This window comes from Teichococcus aerophilus, assembly GCF_014490485.1.
Classification (GTDB): Bacteria; Pseudomonadota; Alphaproteobacteria; order Acetobacterales; family Acetobacteraceae; genus Pseudoroseomonas; species Pseudoroseomonas aerophila.
This window is the reverse complement of sequence record NZ_JACTVA010000046.1, coordinates 30,037-46,632: the sequence shown is the minus strand read 5'-3', so window position 1 is coordinate 46,632 and position 16,596 is coordinate 30,037. Positions and strand designations below refer to the sequence as shown.

Annotated in this window: 13 protein-coding genes and 1 pseudogene; all 14 read right to left on the bottom strand. The window is 68.9% G+C overall.

Features of this window, described 5'->3' with window-relative positions:
- Nucleotides 1–190: pseudogene (locus tag IBL26_RS20070) on the bottom strand (OmpH family outer membrane protein); the annotation flags it as partial.
- A gap of 125 nt (nucleotides 191–315) precedes the next feature.
- Nucleotides 316–2,649: an outer membrane protein assembly factor BamA gene (gene bamA, locus IBL26_RS20065; protein WP_187786291.1), complete on the bottom strand. Its 2,334-nt coding sequence runs from the start codon at nucleotides 2,647–2,649 to the stop codon at nucleotides 316–318.
- 266 nt (nucleotides 2,650–2,915) lie between these two features.
- Nucleotides 2,916–4,007, bottom strand: a complete 1,092-nt coding sequence (gene rseP / locus IBL26_RS20060; protein WP_187786294.1) for an RIP metalloprotease RseP — start codon at nucleotides 4,005–4,007, stop codon at nucleotides 2,916–2,918.
- A 177-nt stretch (nucleotides 4,008–4,184) separates the two neighbouring features.
- Complete coding sequence (gene dxr, locus IBL26_RS20055) at nucleotides 4,185–5,351, bottom strand: 1-deoxy-D-xylulose-5-phosphate reductoisomerase (RefSeq protein ID WP_187786290.1); 1,167 nt, start codon at nucleotides 5,349–5,351, stop codon at nucleotides 4,185–4,187.
- Complete coding sequence (locus IBL26_RS20050; RefSeq protein WP_241749603.1) at nucleotides 5,348–6,238, bottom strand: phosphatidate cytidylyltransferase; 891 nt, start codon at nucleotides 6,236–6,238, stop codon at nucleotides 5,348–5,350. The genes dxr and IBL26_RS20050 overlap by 4 nt, the downstream gene beginning before the upstream one ends.
- The gene (gene uppS / locus IBL26_RS20045) at nucleotides 6,204–6,950 is read right to left on the bottom strand and encodes a polyprenyl diphosphate synthase (protein ID WP_187786289.1); all 747 of its coding nucleotides are present in this window, start codon (nucleotides 6,948–6,950) and stop codon (nucleotides 6,204–6,206) included. The genes IBL26_RS20050 and uppS overlap by 35 nt, the downstream gene beginning before the upstream one ends.
- 28 nt (nucleotides 6,951–6,978) lie before the next feature.
- Nucleotides 6,979–7,551, bottom strand: coding sequence for a ribosome recycling factor (frr, locus tag IBL26_RS20040; protein WP_187786288.1), 573 nt, complete (start codon nucleotides 7,549–7,551; stop codon nucleotides 6,979–6,981).
- A gap of 28 nt (nucleotides 7,552–7,579) precedes the next feature.
- Nucleotides 7,580–8,299, bottom strand: coding sequence for a UMP kinase (gene pyrH / locus IBL26_RS20035; protein ID WP_187786287.1), 720 nt, complete (start codon nucleotides 8,297–8,299; stop codon nucleotides 7,580–7,582).
- 188 nt (nucleotides 8,300–8,487) lie between these two features.
- Nucleotides 8,488–9,399 (bottom strand): translation elongation factor Ts, encoded by a 912-nt coding sequence (gene tsf, locus IBL26_RS20030; protein WP_187786286.1) that lies wholly within the window; start codon nucleotides 9,397–9,399, stop codon nucleotides 8,488–8,490.
- A gap of 26 nt (nucleotides 9,400–9,425) precedes the next feature.
- On the bottom strand, nucleotides 9,426–10,289 hold the full coding sequence (gene rpsB, locus IBL26_RS20025; protein WP_187786285.1) for a 30S ribosomal protein S2: 864 nt from the start codon (nucleotides 10,287–10,289) through the stop codon (nucleotides 9,426–9,428).
- A 230-nt stretch (nucleotides 10,290–10,519) separates the two neighbouring features.
- Nucleotides 10,520–11,179 carry a DsbA family protein gene (locus IBL26_RS20020; RefSeq protein WP_187786284.1) on the bottom strand — a complete coding sequence of 220 codons (660 nt, stop codon included), beginning with the start codon at nucleotides 11,177–11,179 and terminating at the stop codon, nucleotides 10,520–10,522.
- Nucleotide 11,180: 1 nt separating this feature from the next.
- Nucleotides 11,181–14,609, bottom strand: coding sequence for a DNA polymerase III subunit alpha (gene dnaE / locus IBL26_RS20015; protein ID WP_187786283.1), 3,429 nt, complete (start codon nucleotides 14,607–14,609; stop codon nucleotides 11,181–11,183).
- Between the two features lie 54 nt (nucleotides 14,610–14,663).
- Complete coding sequence (locus IBL26_RS20010) at nucleotides 14,664–15,350, bottom strand: ABC transporter ATP-binding protein (protein ID WP_187786282.1); 687 nt, start codon at nucleotides 15,348–15,350, stop codon at nucleotides 14,664–14,666.
- Nucleotides 15,343–16,596 carry a lipoprotein-releasing ABC transporter permease subunit gene (locus IBL26_RS20005; RefSeq protein WP_187786281.1) on the bottom strand — a complete coding sequence of 418 codons (1,254 nt, stop codon included), beginning with the start codon at nucleotides 16,594–16,596 and terminating at the stop codon, nucleotides 15,343–15,345. The genes IBL26_RS20010 and IBL26_RS20005 overlap by 8 nt, the downstream gene beginning before the upstream one ends.

Genomic DNA, 16,596 nt, shown 5'->3' with positions numbered 1-16,596 from the left:
CGCGCTGCGGCGCCTGGGCCGGCCGCTGCGCCGGCGGGCGCTGCTGCTGCTGCGCCGGGCGCTGCTGCTGGGCGCCGCCCTGGCCCTGGCCAGGGACAAACCATTCCTGCTGCTGAGCCATGGCGGCGCCGCTCAGCAGAGTGCTGGAGAGAAGGATCGCCGCCAGGGCGACAGGTGCGCGTCGCGCCATCGTGGGAAAACTCCGTGGAAGCCGGGTCGCGGCATCCGGGCTTACGCCCTGGATGGCCGCGCCAGCATGTTGAGCGAAGGGCGTCATGCCGCCCTTCGTTGGCCGTGAAAACAGCCGGGACACAATCAGAAGCGGGTGCCGAAGCCGAAACGGAAGACCTGCGTCTCGTCGTAGTCCTTCTTCACCACCGCCTGGGCCAGATCGATGTTGATCAGACCGAACGGGCTGCGCCAGGAGATGCCGACGCCGGCACCGACGCGCGGGCTGGAGTCGTCCACCACGCCGGAACGCGCATCTACGTCGCTGAGCGAACCGACATCGACGAAGGCGCGGCCCAGCAGGCCGAGCTCGGACGGCACCGGCAGCGGGAAGCGCATCTCGGTGCTCTGCGTCCACATCACGCGGCCACCCAGCGAGTCGCGGTTGACCGAGCTGGTGTCGCGCGGGCCGGCGCCGGCGACGGCGAAGCCACGCAGGTTCTCGCCACCCAGGAAGAAGCGGTCGACGATGCGTTCCGGCTTGTCGGCGAAGCTGCGCATGATGCCGGCGCTGCCGGAGATGGCCAGCACGTAGTCCGGGTCACCCAGCCAACGCTCGAACGGAATGAAGTAGCTGCCATCCAGGCGGGCGCGGACATAGGCCACGTCGCCACCCAGGCCGGCGAGGTCGGTGCCGAGGCGGATGACGTAGCCGGTGCGCGGGTCGAGCCGCGAGTCGCGAGTGTCGTAGGTCAGCGTCTGGCCGACCTGGGACAGCCACGTCACGCCGCGCTGCTCCTGAATGGCCAGGCTGGCATCGCTGTCGATGTTGAAGACGTTACGGCGCGTCAGGGTATAGGCCCAGGACTGGCGCAGGCGCTCGTTGAACTCGTAGCCGGCACGGAAGCTGCCACCGACGCGGCGCTCCTCGTAGCCCGAATACTCGGTCAGGTCGCGGACCACGTAGTACAGGTCGAAGCCGAGCGCGAGGTTGCGATCCAGGAAGGATGGATCGGTGACCGACATCTCAACCTGGCTGCGGCGCTGCGCGATGACCGTGTTGATGCGGCCGTCGATGCCGGTGCCGAGCAGGTTGCGCTCACGCAGGCCCACATCGGCCAGCGCGCCCGCATCGGTCGAGTAACCACCACCCAGCGACAGCTCGCCCGTCGCACGCTCGGTGACCGTCGTGGTCAGCACGGTGGTGTCGGGGCGGGAGCCCTGCACGTTGGTGATCTGCACGCCCGGGTCGAAGTAGCCCAGGTCGCGGATACGCTGGCGGGAGCGCTGCACCTGTACGGCGTTGAAGGCATCGCCCTCGGCCAGGCGCATCTCGCGGCGGATGACACGGTCCTGCGTGCGGGTGTTGCCGGTGATGTCGATGCGCTCGACATACTGGCGCTGGCCCTCGGTCACCTCGAACACCACGTCGATGGTCTTGCCTTCGACGTTGCGGGTGATGCGCGGGTTCACCTCGACGAACGGCGCGCCCTGCGTGTTGGCGCTGTCCGAGATGGCCTGCGTCACGCGCTCGATGGCATCGCCGTCGTACCAGTCGCCGGACTGGATCTCGATGACGCGGCGCAGCTGGTCGGCGGTCACGTTGCGCAGGGTGGAGGTGATGTCCACCTTCGCCATGCGGTAACGCGGGCCTTCGTTGATCGTGTAGGTAACGAAGAAGCTGCTGCGGTCCGGGGACAGCTCGGCGGCCGCGCCCGTCACCTCGGCATCGGCGAAGCCCTGGCGGCGGTAGTACCGGCGCAGCAGCTCGCGGTCGAAGTTCAGGCGCTCCGGCTCATAGGTGTCGGAGGAGGAGAAGGGCCGGTACCAGGCTTCCTCGCGGGAGGAGACGATCTCCTTCAGGCGGCTGTCCGAGAACGCCTCGTTGCCGACGAAGTTGATGCGGGAGATCAGGGCGGTGTCACCCTCCGTGATCTCGAACACCACGTCCACTCGGTCGCGGTCGCGCTGGATGACCTTCGGCTCGACGCGGGCGGAGAAGCGGCCGCGGCGGGCGTACATCTCGATGATGCGGGTGCGGTCCGCCTGCGCCGCGGCGTCGGTGTAGACCGATCGGGCGCGAAGCTGCACTTCCTTGCCCAGCACGTCGTCCGAGAGCTTGCTGTTCCCCTCGAACACCACCTGGTTGACGATCGGGTTTTCCTGCACCTGCACGACGACCGTGTTGCCGTTGCGGCTGATCTGCACATCGCGGAACAGGCCGGTGGCGAACAGGGTGCGCAGGCTGCGGTCCTGGCGGTCGCTGTCGAAGCGATCCCCCGGCTGCAGCAGCATGTAGGAGCGGATGGTGTCCGCCTCGATTCGCTGGTTCCCGCGGATCTCAACCGCCTGGACCACATCGCCCGGGGCGGCGGCCGGGCGGGCTGGAGCCTGCCGCCGTGGCTGGGCCTCGGCAGCGGGTGACAGCATCACCGGGACAAGGCAGGTAGCGGCAAGCAGGATGGCGCGTGTGACGTGCAAGGCTTCGGTCCAGGACCTGGAGAAAAACGGGCGTCGTGATCGAGGCCACTGAAGGGCCGAGAGGCGGGCCGGAGGTTAGCCGGGAAGCCCCCCCGCCGCCAGCCCCCGTGGCCCGCCCCCGTTTATGCCGTGTTCACCTTCAGTTGCAACACGTTGCTGAGAAGCGGGCCCAAGCCAGGGCCCGGGGCGGAGCCAGCCACGCCGCCGTTCCGCCTTCTCCCCGCATGGCGCTCGCCTTTCGGCAAACGCCCCGCCACGCTCTGGCTTCAGCCGAACAGGCTGCTGAGCCAGCCGATATGCCGCACGTCGTTGAACGTGGAGAAAACGAACAATGCGATGATCACCACGAAGCCGGCGCGGAAGCTGTATTCCATGACCCGGGGGGAGACCGGGCGGCCGCGAATGGCCTCCGCCGCGTGGAACACCAGATGGCCGCCATCCAGGATCGGCACGGGGAACAGGTTGATGAGCCCCAGATTCACCGAGAGGACGGCGATCAGCATGATGGTGCTGGCGATTCCCATCTCGGTCACCTGGCCGGAGATCTGGGCGATGCGCAGCACGCCGCCCAGCTCCTCGGTGCCCCGGCTGCCGGTCAGCATCTCCCACACGCTCACCAGGGTCTGTCGGCTGACATCGATGGTCTGGTCGATGCCAGCCAGCGTCGCGGCGATCGGGTTCAGGCGGCGGAACTCGACGGCACCGGCGGTGACGCCGAGCACGCCGACCGTGGCGCCGTTCGATTCGCGGGCGGCGGGGGTGACGCTCAGCGCCTGCTCCGCCCCGTCGCGGCTGATGCGCAGTTCCACCGGCTGGCCGGCACGAGGCTGGATGTAGCGCTGGATCTGCTCAAATCGCTCCACCGACTGGCCGTCCAGGGCCAGGATGCGATCACCCGGGCGCAGGCCGGCGCCGGCAGCGGCGCTGCCCTCGGCCACGGTGCCGATGCTGGCGCTGGGCTGCGGCTGCCCGGCCGTCATGTACAGGCCGGCGAACAGCAGCATGGCGAGGACGAAGTTGAACACCGGGCCCGCGGCGATGACGATGGCGCGGTCCCGCACCGGCTTCTCGTGGAAGGTCTGGCCGGGGCGCCAGGCGGCGCGCTGCTCCGGCGTCACGTCATTCGGGTCTTCCTGGCCATGCAGCTTCACGTAGCCGCCGAGCGGCAGCCAGGAGAGGCGCCATTCCGTGCCGCGCCGGTCCGTCCATTTATGGATGGCCTTGCCGAAGCCGATGGAGAACGCCTCCACATGCACGCCCCGCCAGCGTGCCGCCAGGTAGTGGCCCATCTCGTGCACGAAGACGAGCACGCCCAGCACCAGGATGAAGGACAGGGGTGTACGCAGCCAGTCGAGCAGGGAATCCAAGGTCTTCTCTCCGCCCCCGATACGCGGGGGTTCGTGTCGGTCCGCGCGGCGGCGCGGGGTCGGAAACGCCGGGTGGCCGGTGGCCAGGGTAGAGGTACCAGCGGCGCAACGCACGCCGGGCAACAAGACATTACAGCGCTGCCATCAGTCCGGCGCGGGTTAGCACTCTTACAGCGCCCGCCGCCCGGCCTCGGCCGCCGCATGGCGGCGTGACGCGGCGTCCAGGACCAGCACGTCGCCCAGCGCCGGAATCTCCGGGCTGCCCAGGGCGTCCAGCGTGGCTTCGACGACCGCCGCGATATCCAGGAAGCCAAGGCGGCGGGCGAGGAACAGCTCCACCGCCACCTCATTGGCTGCATTCAGAATGGTGGTGGCCCCTGCCCCCGCCTGCAAGGCCTGCCGCGCCAGGCGAAGCGCCGGAAAGCGTTGGGGATCAGGCGCGTAGAATTCCAACCGGCCCAGCGCCACCAGGTCCAGCCTGGGCACATCCGCCCGCATGCGGCGCGGCCAGGCCAGCGCGTGCGCGATGGGCGTGCGCATGTCCGGTGTACCAAGCTGCGCCAGCACCGAGCCATCGGCGTATTGCACCATGCCGTGCACGGTGGATTGCGGGTGCACCAGGATCTCGATCCGCTCCTCCGGCACCGGGAAGATGCGTGCGGCCTCGATCAGCTCCAGCCCCTTGTTCATCATGGTGGCCGAATCGACACTGATCTTGGCGCCCATCGACCAGACCGGGTGGCGCACCGCCTGCTCCGGTGTCGCCGCCCGCATCTCCTCGAGGCTGGCCAGCCGGAACGGGCCGCCCGAGGCGGTGATGATGAGCTTCTCGATCACCGAAGGGTCGCGCGAATCCAACGCCTGGAAGATGGCGTTGTGTTCGGAATCGACCGTCAGAAGCGTGGCGCCGGAGGCCGCGGCGGCGGCCAGCACCAGATGCCCGGCGCAGACCAGCGATTCCTTGTTAGCCAAAGCCAGGGTGCCACCACGGGCCAGTGCCGCCAGGGTCGGCTCCAGCCCCGCGGCGCCGACAATGGCCGCCATGGTCCAGTCCGCCGGCAGGGCGGCGGCCTGCAGCACCGCGTCGCGCCCGCAGGCCCAGCGGATGCCGCTGCCGGCCAAGGCGGCTTCCAGCGCCGGCGCGGCGGCCTCGTCGGCCAGCACCGCGATCCGCGGGCGCAGGCGGCGGGCCTGCTCCGCCAGCCCGGCGGCATCCCGCCCCGCCACCAGGGCGGTGACGATAAATTCGCCTGGCGCGGCGGCATCCAGCAGCGCCACCGTGCTACGGCCGACCGAACCGGTACTGCCGAGGATGGTGATGCTGCGTGGGCTCACCGCCACAACACCACGCCGTAGCCGACGCCCATGGCAATCAGCGCGGCGATCGGCGCGGCGGCGATCAGCCCGTCCAGTCGGTCCAGCACGCCGCCATGGCCGGGGATCAGCGCGGAGCTGTCCTTGACGTTGAAGTGGCGCTTGAAGCCGCTTTCCAGCAAGTCGCCCGCCTGGGTGGCGATGCCCAACAGCGCGGCAATCATGGCCGCCTTCAGCATGTCGTCCCGGTACGGCGTGGCCCAGGCGGCGGTCAGCGCGCCGACCAGCATGCAGCAGAGCAGCCCGCCCACAGCACCGGACCAGGTCTTGCCGGGGGAGATGGAGGGCGCCAGCTTCGGCCCGCCGACGACGCGGCCGACCATGTAGGCACCGATATCGCTGGCCCAGACCACCGAGATCAGGAACAGCACGTTGGCGCGGCCGGCGTCGTTATCGTGCCGCAGCTCGATGAGGCTGATACCGGCGAGGCCGATATACAACACGCCGGAGGCCAGCCAGACCGCCGGGGCCGGCGCGCCATCCCGCCGGCGGATCCAGCGCGTGCTGGCCCAGGTGGCGGCGGACCCGACCACCAGCGCCAGCAGGGCCAGCGCCGTCAGTTGGAACACCGCGAAGCCGCAGGCGACGAACACCGCCAGCGGCACCGCCACACCCGGCAACTCCCGGCTGCGCAGGCCGCAGAGATGCACCCATTCCCACACCAGCCCGGCCATGGCGACAGCCATCAGCACAGTGAAGGGCAGCGCGCCCAGCCATATGCACAACAGGGCGCCTGGGCCGAGGATGGCCGCCGAGATCGCCCGCTTCTTCAAGTCCCGCCAGCGTTTGCCGGCTGCGGCGTCCGTCACGCCCTCAGCCCGCGCCATAGCGGCGTTCGCGGCGGGCATACTCGGCCACGGCCTGGGCAAGGTCGTTGGCGCCGAAATCCGGCCACAACGTCTCGGTGAACCAGAACTCGGCATAGGCGGCCTGCCACAGCAGGAAGTTGGACAGGCGCTGCTCGCCGGAGGTGCGGATGATCAAGTCGGGGTCCGGCATATCGTGCGTGGAGAGATGGCGGGTCAGCGAGGCTTCATCGACCGCCTCCGGGTCCATCCGCCCGGCCGCGACTTCGCGCGCCAGGAAGCGCGCGGAGGCGGCGATTTCCGACCGGCTGCCGTAGGAGAGCGCGACGGTCAGGTTCAGCCCGGTATTGTTGGCGGTCAGCGCCTCCGCATCGCGGATGGCGGCGGTGGTCTCGGGCCCGAAGCGGTCACGCTCGCCGATCACGCGCAGCCGCACCTTGTTCTTGTGCAGCGCCGCGATCTCGTGCCGCAGGTAGAAGCGCAGCAGCCCGGTCAGCTCCCGCACCTCGTCGTCCGACCGCTGCCAGTTCTCGGATGAGAAGGCGAACAGGGTCAGCCAGCCGATGCCGCTCTTTGCCGCGGCCTCCACCGTGCGGCGCACCGCATCGGCGCCGGCTTTGTGGCCCAGCGCCGCCGGCAGGCCGCGCGCGCGGGCCCAGCGGCGATTGCCGTCCATGATAACACCCACATGGACCGGTACGCCCGGAGGCGTACCACCACTGATGGCCGGGGCCGCGCCTGGCGCCGCGCTCATTGCCGTTCCGTCTGGCTGGAGGAGGGAGTCAGACCGTCTTAATATCCTTTTCCTTGTCCACGAGGGCCTCGTCCACCTTCTTGATGGTGGCGTCGGTCAGCTTCTGCACCTCGTCGGACCAGCGCTTGGCGTCGTCCTTGGAGATCTCGGACTTGGTCTCCCAGCCCTTGATCTGCTCCATGCCGTCGCGGCGCACGCCACGGGCGGCGACCTTGGCGGATTCGGCGTATTTATGTGCCTGCTTGGCCAGTTCGTTGCGGCGTTCCTGCGTCAGGGGCGGCAACGGCACGCGCAGGGTCTGACCCTCGGTCTGCGGATTCAGGCCCAAGCCCGAATCACGGATGGCGACCTCAACGGCCTTAACCGCCGAACGGTCCCACACCTGCACCGACAGCATGCCGGGGCCGGAGACGGCGATGTTCGCCACCTGGGTCAGCGGCTGGTTGGTGCCATAGACCTCAACGCGGATCGGCTCCAGCAACGCGGGGGAAGCGCGCCCGGCGCGAAGCCCGGAGAATTCTTTCTTGAGGGACTCGAGCGCGCCATCCATGCGACGCGACAGGTCCTGCTTCAGGGCGGGGAAATCGGCGGGAGCGGCCATGTCGGGGCGTCCTTCTTCTGGTCCAGGCTTACTGATCGACAACCGTAGTGAAGCGCCCCTCGCCCTGCATGACGGCGGTGAAGGCACCCGGCTCATGGATATTGAACACGATGATCGGCAACTTGTTCTCACGCGCCAGGCTGATGGCGGCGGCGTCCATCACCGCCAGGTCGCGCGCCAGCATCTCCAGATAGGTCAGCGTGGTGTAGCGCTCGGCGGTCGGGTTCTTGCGGGGATCGGCGGAATACACGCCATCCACCTGCGTGCCCTTGAACAGCGCGTCGCAGCGCATCTCGGCCGCGCGCAGGGCGGCGGCGGTGTCGGTGGTGAAGAACGGGTTGCCGGAGCCGGCGGCGAAGATCACCACCCGCCCCTTCTCCATATGCCGCTCGGCGCGGCGGCGGATGAAGGGCTCGCAGACGCTGCTCATCGGGATGGCGGATTGCACGCGGGTGGTGACGCCGGCGCGCTCCAGCGCGCTCTGCATCGCCAGGGCGTTCATCACGGTGGCCAGCATGCCCATGCTGTCGGCCTGCGCCCGGTCCATGCCGGAGGAGGCACCGGCGACGCCGCGGAAGATGTTGCCGCCGCCGACGACGACGCAGACCTCCACGCCCAGCTCCACCACGCCCTTGATGTCCTGTGCGATGTCCTTGACCGTCTGGTTATCCAGGCCGTAGTCGCGGTCGCCCATCAGCGCCTCCCCCGAGAGCTTGAGCAGGACGCGCTTGTAGATCGGGGCGGACATGCGGGGCAGACTCCGTGATTGTTACGGGGTAGTCAAATTCGGCGGGCGCCGAACGATAGGCAGGCGGCCGGGGCGCGGCAAGGCCGGCCGGGCAACTGAAGCGAGGCAACAGGGTCCGGCGGGCCTTCACGAAGACGGGGGCGCCGGCCATGCCGGCACCCCCGCCCGTCGTTCAGACCCGGCCGGTATCAGACCGTGCCGGCGGCAGCGGCCACTTCGGCGGCGAAGTCGCTGGTTTCCTTCTCGATGCCCTCGCCCAGCTGGAAGCGGGCAAAGCCCGTCAGCTTGGCGCCGGCCTTCTGGACAACCTGCTTCACGCGGCTCTCGCCGTCATGCACCCAGACCTGCTCCAGCAGCACCACTTCCTCGTAGTACTTGCGGACGCGGCCTTCGACCATCTTCTCGATAATGGCGTCGGGCTTGCCGGAAGCGCGGGCCTGCTCGGTCAGCACCGCCTTCTCGCGCTCCAGCGCCGACGGATCGACGAAGGAGACGTCCAGCGCATCGGGGCGCGCGGCGGCGACGTGCATGCCGATCTGGCGGCCCAGCGTCTCCAGCGCCTCGATCTCGGACGGAGCTTCGAGAGCGGCGAGGACGCCGATCTTGCCCAGGCCCGGCTTGACGGCGGAGTGCGTGTAGGTCGCGACGACGCCCGACGGCACCGTCAGGCGCTTGGCCCGGCGGATCGTCATGTTCTCGCCGATCGTGGCGATCAGGCGGGTCAGCTCTTCCTGCACGGAGTGGCCGGTGCCCGGGAAAGTCGCGGCCTTGATCGTCTCCACGTCGTCGCCGACGGAGAGGACGAGGCCGGCAACCTCAGAGACGAAGCTCTGGAACTGCTCGTTGCGCGCCACGAAGTCGGTCTCGGCATTGACCTCGATCATGCCGGCGACGTTCGGGCCGCTGGCGACGCCGACGAGGCCCTCGGCCGCGACGCGGCCGGACTTCTTGGCGGCGGCCGCGAGGCCCTTCTTGCGCAGCCAGTCGATCGCGGCCTCGATGTCGCCACCGGCCTCAACCAGCGCCTTCTTGCAGTCCATCATGCCCGCGCCGGTCTTCTCGCGCAGGTCACGCACCATCAGGGCGGTAACTTCAGCCATGTTCTAGCCTCCTGACTGTTGAGGGATCAGGCCTGGGGGGCCTGGGTCTCTTCGGCGGGGGCAGCCTGAGCGGGGACGGCCTCAGCGGGAACAGGCTCGGCAGCCTCAGCGGGGGCGACGTCGGTGGCGGTGCCCTCTTCGGCCAGCACGTCCTCGACCGGCAGCTCCTCGGAGGAGCCCAGGTCGACGCCGGAGGCCTGCAGCTCGGCGCTGATGCCATCGAACACGGCGCCGGCGATCAGGTCGCAATACAGGTTGATGGCGCGGATGGCGTCATCGTTGCCCGGGATCGGGAAGGCGATGCCCGAGGGATCGGCGTTGGAGTCGAGCACGGCCACGACCGGAATGCCCAGCTTGTTGGCTTCCTCGATCGCCAGCTTCTCCTTCACCACGTCGATGACGAAGATGATGTCCGGCAGGCCGCCCATCTCACGGATGCCGCCCAGCGCGCGGTCGAGCTTCTCGCGCTCGCGCGTCAGCATCAGCACTTCCTTCTTGGTGAGGCCGGCGGTGTTGCCACCCAGCTGCTCATCCATCTGCTTCAGGCGCTTGATGGAACCCGTGATGGTCTTCCAGTTGGTCAGCATGCCGCCGAGCCAACGGTGGTTCACGTAGTACTGGCCGCAACGGGTCGCGGCCTCGGCCACGTACTCGGCCGCGGACTTCTTGGTGCCGACGAACAGCACGCGGCCACCACCGGCGACGACGTCGCGCACGGTGCGGAGCGCGCGGTCCAGCAGGGGCACGGTCTGCTGCAGGTCGAGGATGTGGACCTGGTTGCGGATGCCGAAGATGTACGGAGCCATCTTCGGGTTCCAGCGGCGGGTGTGGTGGCCAAAGTGCACACCGGCCTCGAGCAGCTGACGCAGGGAAACTTCGGGCATCGCCATGGCGGCGGTCCTTCCTTCAAACGTAGTCCGGTTGAGCCTCCGCGGTGCAAAGCCCCTTTCGGGGACCGGACCCAGACGTCGTGAGGACGGAAGGGCGCGCCGCGTGCGGATTTACCGGCGAGGGACCACCCCGCGCCGGCGGGCGGCATATGGCATAGCGAGGCCGCCAGGGCAAGCGGAGCCGGCCCGGAAGGCCCTTAACCGCCCCCTGCCCTAAGCTGGCACCGGCTTCAGCGGATGGCTTCTTCGGCTTCCGGCGGCAGGCCCAGCCGCTCGGCCAGCAGGCCCGGCTCCTCGAACAGCACGCCGTTGGGTACGGCGGTGACCTTGTTGCCTTCCTGCAGCCGCACCAGGGCCGGCACGCCGCGGATGCCCAGCCCGGTCATCAACTGCTGCGCCATGGCCTTGCGGCGCTCCACCGCGTCGTCGATCTCCGGGCCACCGGCTTCCAGCAGCGCCACCGCTTCCTCCAGCCCAAGGTCCCGCAGCACGCGCAGCAGCTCGGCCGGGTCGGTATTGTCCCGCCCATCGGCATAGCGCAGGGCCTGGATGCGGTGCAGCGCCTCCAGCTCTCGCGCCGGCTCGGTCAGGTGCACGGCGGTCACGGCGCGGGTGGCGGCGGTGGAGTCGAAGCGGCCCTCCGGGTTGCCCAGCACCTTCTCCCGGTAGGCCTCGGAAAACACCTGGCCGGTCATCTCGGCGATGCGCTGGTCGTTCGTCCAGGCATAGGCGGCGAAATCCGGCGTCATCTTGCGGTCGTCGCCGGCGAACAGGCCGGTGGCCAGCGGGTGCAGCACGACGGAGGGCACCAGCTCCAGCTTCACCACGGCGGGCGTGGCGCCGTAGCACCAGCCGCAGAGCGGGTCGTACAGATAAAAGAACTCATGCATCTCAGCCGGCCTCCACATGCGCCACGCCGGGGAAGACCTTCATCGCCTGGGCCAGCCGGGGGGAAACGTTGAACAAACCGGGCAGCAGGACCTCGATCTCCTGCCCCGGGCCGACCCGCGGGATCAGCGCCACCTTGCCCTTGCCAGGGCCCTCCTTCGCCAGGAGCTCCCGGATGGGCTCGATGGCCGCCTCGCTCTCGATGGTCAGCCGCAGCATCTGGCGCAGACCGGCGGCGGCCTTGTCCAGCGATTCCAGGTCCATCGCCGTCAGGCGCAGCGTCTCCCCCTCCATCCGCGCCTCGCAGGTGATGAGGATGGCGTTGCCCTCCTTCAGCAGCTCGCGGGAGCGGAGCAGGACCTCGCTGAACAGCGTCACCTCCATGCTGCCGCTGGCGTCGGAGATGCGGACCCAGGCCATGCGGCTGCCGGTCTTGGTCGTGCGCTCCTTGCTGTTCACCACGGTGCCGGCCAGCTTCAGCCGGCCCACACCGGCTTCCGCCCGGCTCTGGGTATGGGCGATGGGCGTGGCGCCCAGCTTGCGCAGCGCTTCCCGGTAGGTGTCCAGCGGGTGGGCGGAGAGGTGGAAGCCGACCGCCTCGGCCTCCTGGGACAGGCGCTCCAGCTCCGGCCAATCGGCGATGTCGGGCAGGCGCAGCGGCTCCGGCCGCGAATCGCCGCCGCCGAACAGGCCGATCTGGCTGCTGGTGCGCTCCTCCGCCTTCGCCTGGGCGCGGCGCAGGATGATCTCGGCCCCGGCCACCACCTTGGCGCGGTTTTTCTCCAGCGTGTCGAAGGCGCCGGCGCGGGCCAGGTTCTCCACCTGCATCTTGTTCAGCAGCTTCGGGTCCACCCGCCCGGCGAAATCGGCGACGGATTCGAAGGGCCGGTCGCGCGAGGCCACCAGGTCCTTCATCGCCTGCATGCCGACGCGCTTGATGGCGGCCAGGGCGAAGCGGATGCACTCCTTGCCATCCTCCCGCTTCTCCACGCCGAAATCGGCGGCGGAGCGGTTGACGTCCGGCGGCAGGATGGGAATGCCGAGGCGCATCGCCTCCTGCATGTGGTTCGCCAGCTTCTCCGTCTTGTCCATGTCGAAGGTCATTGAGGCGGCGAGGAAGGCCACCGCGTGGTTCGCCTTCAGGTAGGCGGTGTGGTAGGCGACCAGCGCATAGGCGGCGGCGTGCGACTTGTTGAAGCCGTACTCGGCGAACTTCTCCATCAGGTCGAAGATCTCGCCGGCCTTCTCGGGCGGCACGCCGTTCTGCACGGCGCCGTCGCAGAAGATCTTGCGCTGCGCCTCCATCTCCGACCGGATCTTCTTGCCCATGGCGCGGCGCAGCAGGTCGGCACCGCCGAGGCTGTAGCCGGCGACGTCCTGGCTGATCTGCATGACCTGCTCCTGGTAGACCAGGATGCCGTAGGTCTCGTCCACCAGGTGCTTCATCGAGGGATGCACCGGCTCCCACTTCTCGCCATGCTTGCGGGCGCAATAGGCCGGGATGTTCGCCATCGGGCCCGGGCGGTACAGGGAGACGGCAGCGATCAGGTCCTCGAACCGGTCCGGGCGCATCATGCGCAGGCAGTCCCGCATGCCCTGGCCTTCGAACTGGAACACGCCGGCGGAATCGCCGCGCGCCAGCATGTCGTAGGTCTTCTTGTCGTCCAGCGGCAGGGTAGCGAGGTCGATGGTCACGCCCTGCTGCGCCAGGATCTCCACGGCGCGTTGCAGCACCGTCAGCGTCTTCAGGCCCAGGAAGTCGAACTTCACGAGGGAAGCGTTCTCGACGTACTTCATCGAGTACTGGGTGACGAGCATGTCCGAACGCGGGTCGCGGTACAGCGCCACCGTGTCGATCAGCGGCTTGCGCCCGATCACCACGCCCGCCGCGTGGGTGGAGGCGTTGCGGTACAGCCCCTCCAGCACCAGGGCGGTTTCCATCAGCCGGTCCACCGTCTCGTCCGCCCGCATGTCCTGCAGGCGCGGCTCACCGTCGATGGCCTGCTGCAAGGTCACGGGCTTGGCCGGATTGAACGGGATCAGCTCGGCGATGCGGTTCACCTGGCCGTAGGGCATGCCCATGACACGGCCGACATCGCGCACCACCGCCTTGGCCTGAAGCCGGCCGAAGGTGATGATCTGCGCCACCCGGTCCTCGCCATACTCGCGGCGGACATACTGGATGACCTCGTCGCGCCGTTCCTGGCAGAAATCGATGTCGAAGTCGGGCATCGAGACGCGCTCGGGGTTCAGGAAGCGCTCGAACAGCAGGCCGAAGCGCAGCGGGTCCAGGTCCGTGATCAGCAGTGCCCAGGCGGCGACGGAACCGGCGCCCGAGCCACGGCCGGGCCCCACCGGGATGCCCTGCTGCTTCGCCCACTGGATGAAGTCGGCCACGATGAGGAAGTAGCCGGAGAAGCCCATCTTCTCGATGACGTCCAGCTCGAACTCCAGCCGCTCCCGGTACACGGCGCGGTCGGTGGTGCCCTGGGCGTCCAGGCGGCCTTCCAGGCCGCGGCGGGCCATGTCCCGCACCGTCTCGGCCTCCGTCATGCCGGGCTGCACCTTGGGGCAGATCGGCAGTTCCGGCTTGCGGTTCTCCGCCATCACGGCGCAGCGCCGGGCGATGGCCAGGGTATTGTCGCAGGCCTCCGGCAGGTCCTTGAACAGGTCCCGCATCGCGGCGGCGGACTTGAAAGAGTGCTCCGCCGTCAGCCGCCGCCGCTCGGTCTCCTGCAAGGTGCGGCCCTCGGCGATGCAGAGCAGCGCGTCATGCGCCTCGTACATCTCCGGCTTGGCGAAATAGACGTCGTTGGTGGCGACGATGGGCAGGCCGGCACCATCGGCCAGGGCCAGCATCGCCGGCTCCAGCCCGCGCTCGACGGCCAGGCCGTGGCGGTGCAGTTCCACCGCCAGGTGGTCGCCGAAGCTCTCCTTCAGCGCGTCCAGCAGCCGAGCGGCGGCATCCCGCCGGCCTTCCTGCAACAGCCGGCCCAGCGGCCCGGCGGTGCCGCCGGTCAGCAGGAAGATGCCCCCGGCATGCGCCTGCAACAGCTCCAGCGTGATGGTCGGCTTGCCGGAGGGATCGTCGCGCAGGAAGCCGTGGGAGGACAGGCGCTGGACGTTCTCCAGCCCCTGCGAATTCATTGCCAGTGCCACGATGGGGTCCGGCAGCAGCCGGGCGATTTCCGGCCGGTCGTCGGTCGCGGCGCGGGTCAGGTTCAGCTGGCAGCCGATGATGGGCTGCACGCCCTTGCTGGCGCAGTAGCCGGAGAATTCCAGCGCGCCGAACATGTTGGCGGTGTCGGTCAGCGCCAGGGCCGGCATGCCGGCCTCCTTGGCCAGCGCCGCCAGCTTGTCCGCCTTGATGGCGCCCTCGGCGAGGGAATAGGCGGAATGGGTATGCAGATGGACGAAGGAGGAGCCGGGCATGGGGGGAGATATAGCACCTCCCCCGCCCGGCTTCACGCCCTCAAGCCCCCATCGTCAGGCGGGGACGACGCGGCCCTCGCGCAGCGTCACCACCCGGTCCATGCGGGCGGCAAGGTCCGGGTTGTGGGTGGCGATCAACGCAGCCACGCCGGCATTGCGCACGGCGTCCAGCAACTCGGTAAACACCAGGTTGGAGGTGCCGACATCCAGATTGCCGGTCGGCTCGTCCGCCAGCAGCAGGCCCGGGCGGTTGGCCAGGGCGCGGCTGATGGCGACGCGCTGCTGCTCGCCGCCCGAGAGGCGGCCGGGGCGGTGTGCCTCCCGCCCCTTCAGACCGAAGCTGGCCAACAGCTCATGCGCGCGCGCCTCGGCCGGGGCGCGGGCGGTGCCGATGGCCATCTGCGGCAGGACCACGTTCTCCAGCGCCGTGAATTCCGGCAGCAGGTGATGGAACTGGTAGACGAAGCCGATGGTCCTGCCGCGCAGCGCGGTGCGCGCCGTGTCCTTCATGCCGGTGGTATCCTGGCCATCGACCAGCACCTTCCCGGCATCCGGGCTTTCCAGCAGCCCGGCCAGATGCAGCAACGTCGACTTGCCGGTGCCGGAGGGCGCGACCAGCGCCACGATCTCCCCGGCATGCAGGTCCAGGTCGGCGCCGCGCAGCACGGGTAGTTCCCCGGCCTCGGTCCGGAAAGCGCGCTGGACACCGGCGAGGCGCAGGCGCGGAACGGTGTCATTCATTGCGCAGCGCCTCCACCGGGTCGGTCTTCGCCGCGCGCCAGGACGGATACAGCGTGGCCAGCAGGGAGAGGCCGAGACCCATCAGCACCACCTGCGTCACCTCGTTGGTATCGACGATGGCGGGCAGCCGGGTGAGGAAATACACCTCCGGGCTGAACAGCTGCGTGCCGGTCAGCGACTGCAACGCCTGCCGGATACTCTCGATGTTCAGGCAGAACACCAGCCCGATGACGAAGCCGATGAGCGTGCCGAGGATGCCGATCGAGGCACCGCAGAGCAGGAAGATGCGCATGATGGCGCCGGAACTCGCGCCCATGGTGCGCAGGATGGCGATATCCCGCCCCTTGTCCTTCACCAGCATGATCAGCGACGAGATGATGTTGAAGGCGGCGACGACGATGATCAGCGTCAGGATCAGGAACATCACGTTCCGCTCGACCTGCACCGCGGCAAAGAAGCTGCTGTTGCTCGCCTGCCAGTCCAGCACCCGGAACGGCATGGGGGAGAGCACGCCGGAGATCTCCCGCGTCACCTGCCGCACCTGGTCCGGGTTCTGCACAAAAATCTCGATCTGGGAAACGGCGTCCCGCAGCTGGAAGTAGGTCTGCGCGGCGGCCAGCGGCAGGAAGACGTAGCCGCTGTCGTATTCGTTCATGCCGGTGTCAAACAGCGCGACGACCGTATAGGCCTTCAGCCGCGGTACCATGCCGATGACGGTGGTGCGGCCCTGCGGCGAGACCATCGTCACCTTGTCACCCAGGCCGACGCGCAGCTTCTGCGCCAGCCGCGTGCCGATGATGATGGTGTCGTCGCCGCCGAACTGCGCCAGATTGCCGGCGCGGATATTATTGGCCAGGATCGGCCGCGCGCGCAGGTCATCCGGGCGGATGCCGCGCGCGAAGCCGCCGGTTGCACCGCCGGATTCGCTGGTCAGCAGCACCTGCCCCTCCACGACCGGCGCGGCGGAGACGATGTTGGGCAGGCCGCGCACGCGGGCGAGGATGGTGTCGAAATCCCGCAGCCCGCCACCATCGGCGGCGTAGATGCCGAGATGGCCGTTCAGCCCCAGGATGCGTCCCAGCAGTTCCTGCCGGAAGCCGTTCATCACGCTCATCACGATGATCAGCGTGGCGACGCCGAGCGCGATCCCCACCAGGGAGAAGGTGGCGATGACGGAGACGAACCGCTCACCCTTCCGTGCCCGCAGGTAACGGAAGGCGACCATGCGCTCGAAGGCGCCGAACAT

Bases quoted from the DNA above. Each gene is read 5' to 3' on its own strand.
- IBL26_RS20050 (WP_241749603.1), bottom strand. From the start codon at position 6,238: ATGCCCGCCGCGAACGCCGCTATGGCGCGGGCTGAGGGCGTGACGGAC.
- uppS (WP_187786289.1), bottom strand. From the start codon at position 6,950: ATGAGCGCGGCGCCAGGCGCGGCCCCGGCCATCAGTGGTGGTACGCCT.
- frr (WP_187786288.1), bottom strand. From the start codon at position 7,551: ATGGCCGCTCCCGCCGATTTCCCCGCCCTGAAGCAGGACCTGTCGCGT.
- pyrH (WP_187786287.1), bottom strand. From the start codon at position 8,299: ATGTCCGCCCCGATCTACAAGCGCGTCCTGCTCAAGCTCTCGGGGGAG.
- tsf (WP_187786286.1), bottom strand. From the start codon at position 9,399: ATGGCTGAAGTTACCGCCCTGATGGTGCGTGACCTGCGCGAGAAGACC.
- rpsB (WP_187786285.1), bottom strand. From the start codon at position 10,289: ATGGCGATGCCCGAAGTTTCCCTGCGTCAGCTGCTCGAGGCCGGTGTG.
- IBL26_RS20020 (WP_187786284.1), bottom strand. From the start codon at position 11,179: ATGCATGAGTTCTTTTATCTGTACGACCCGCTCTGCGGCTGGTGCTAC.
- dnaE (WP_187786283.1), bottom strand. From the start codon at position 14,609: ATGCCCGGCTCCTCCTTCGTCCATCTGCATACCCATTCCGCCTATTCC.
- IBL26_RS20010 (WP_187786282.1), bottom strand. From the start codon at position 15,350: ATGAATGACACCGTTCCGCGCCTGCGCCTCGCCGGTGTCCAGCGCGCT.
- IBL26_RS20005 (WP_187786281.1), bottom strand. From the start codon at position 16,596: ATGTTCGGCGCCTTCGAGCGCATGGTCGCCTTCCGTTACCTGCGGGCA.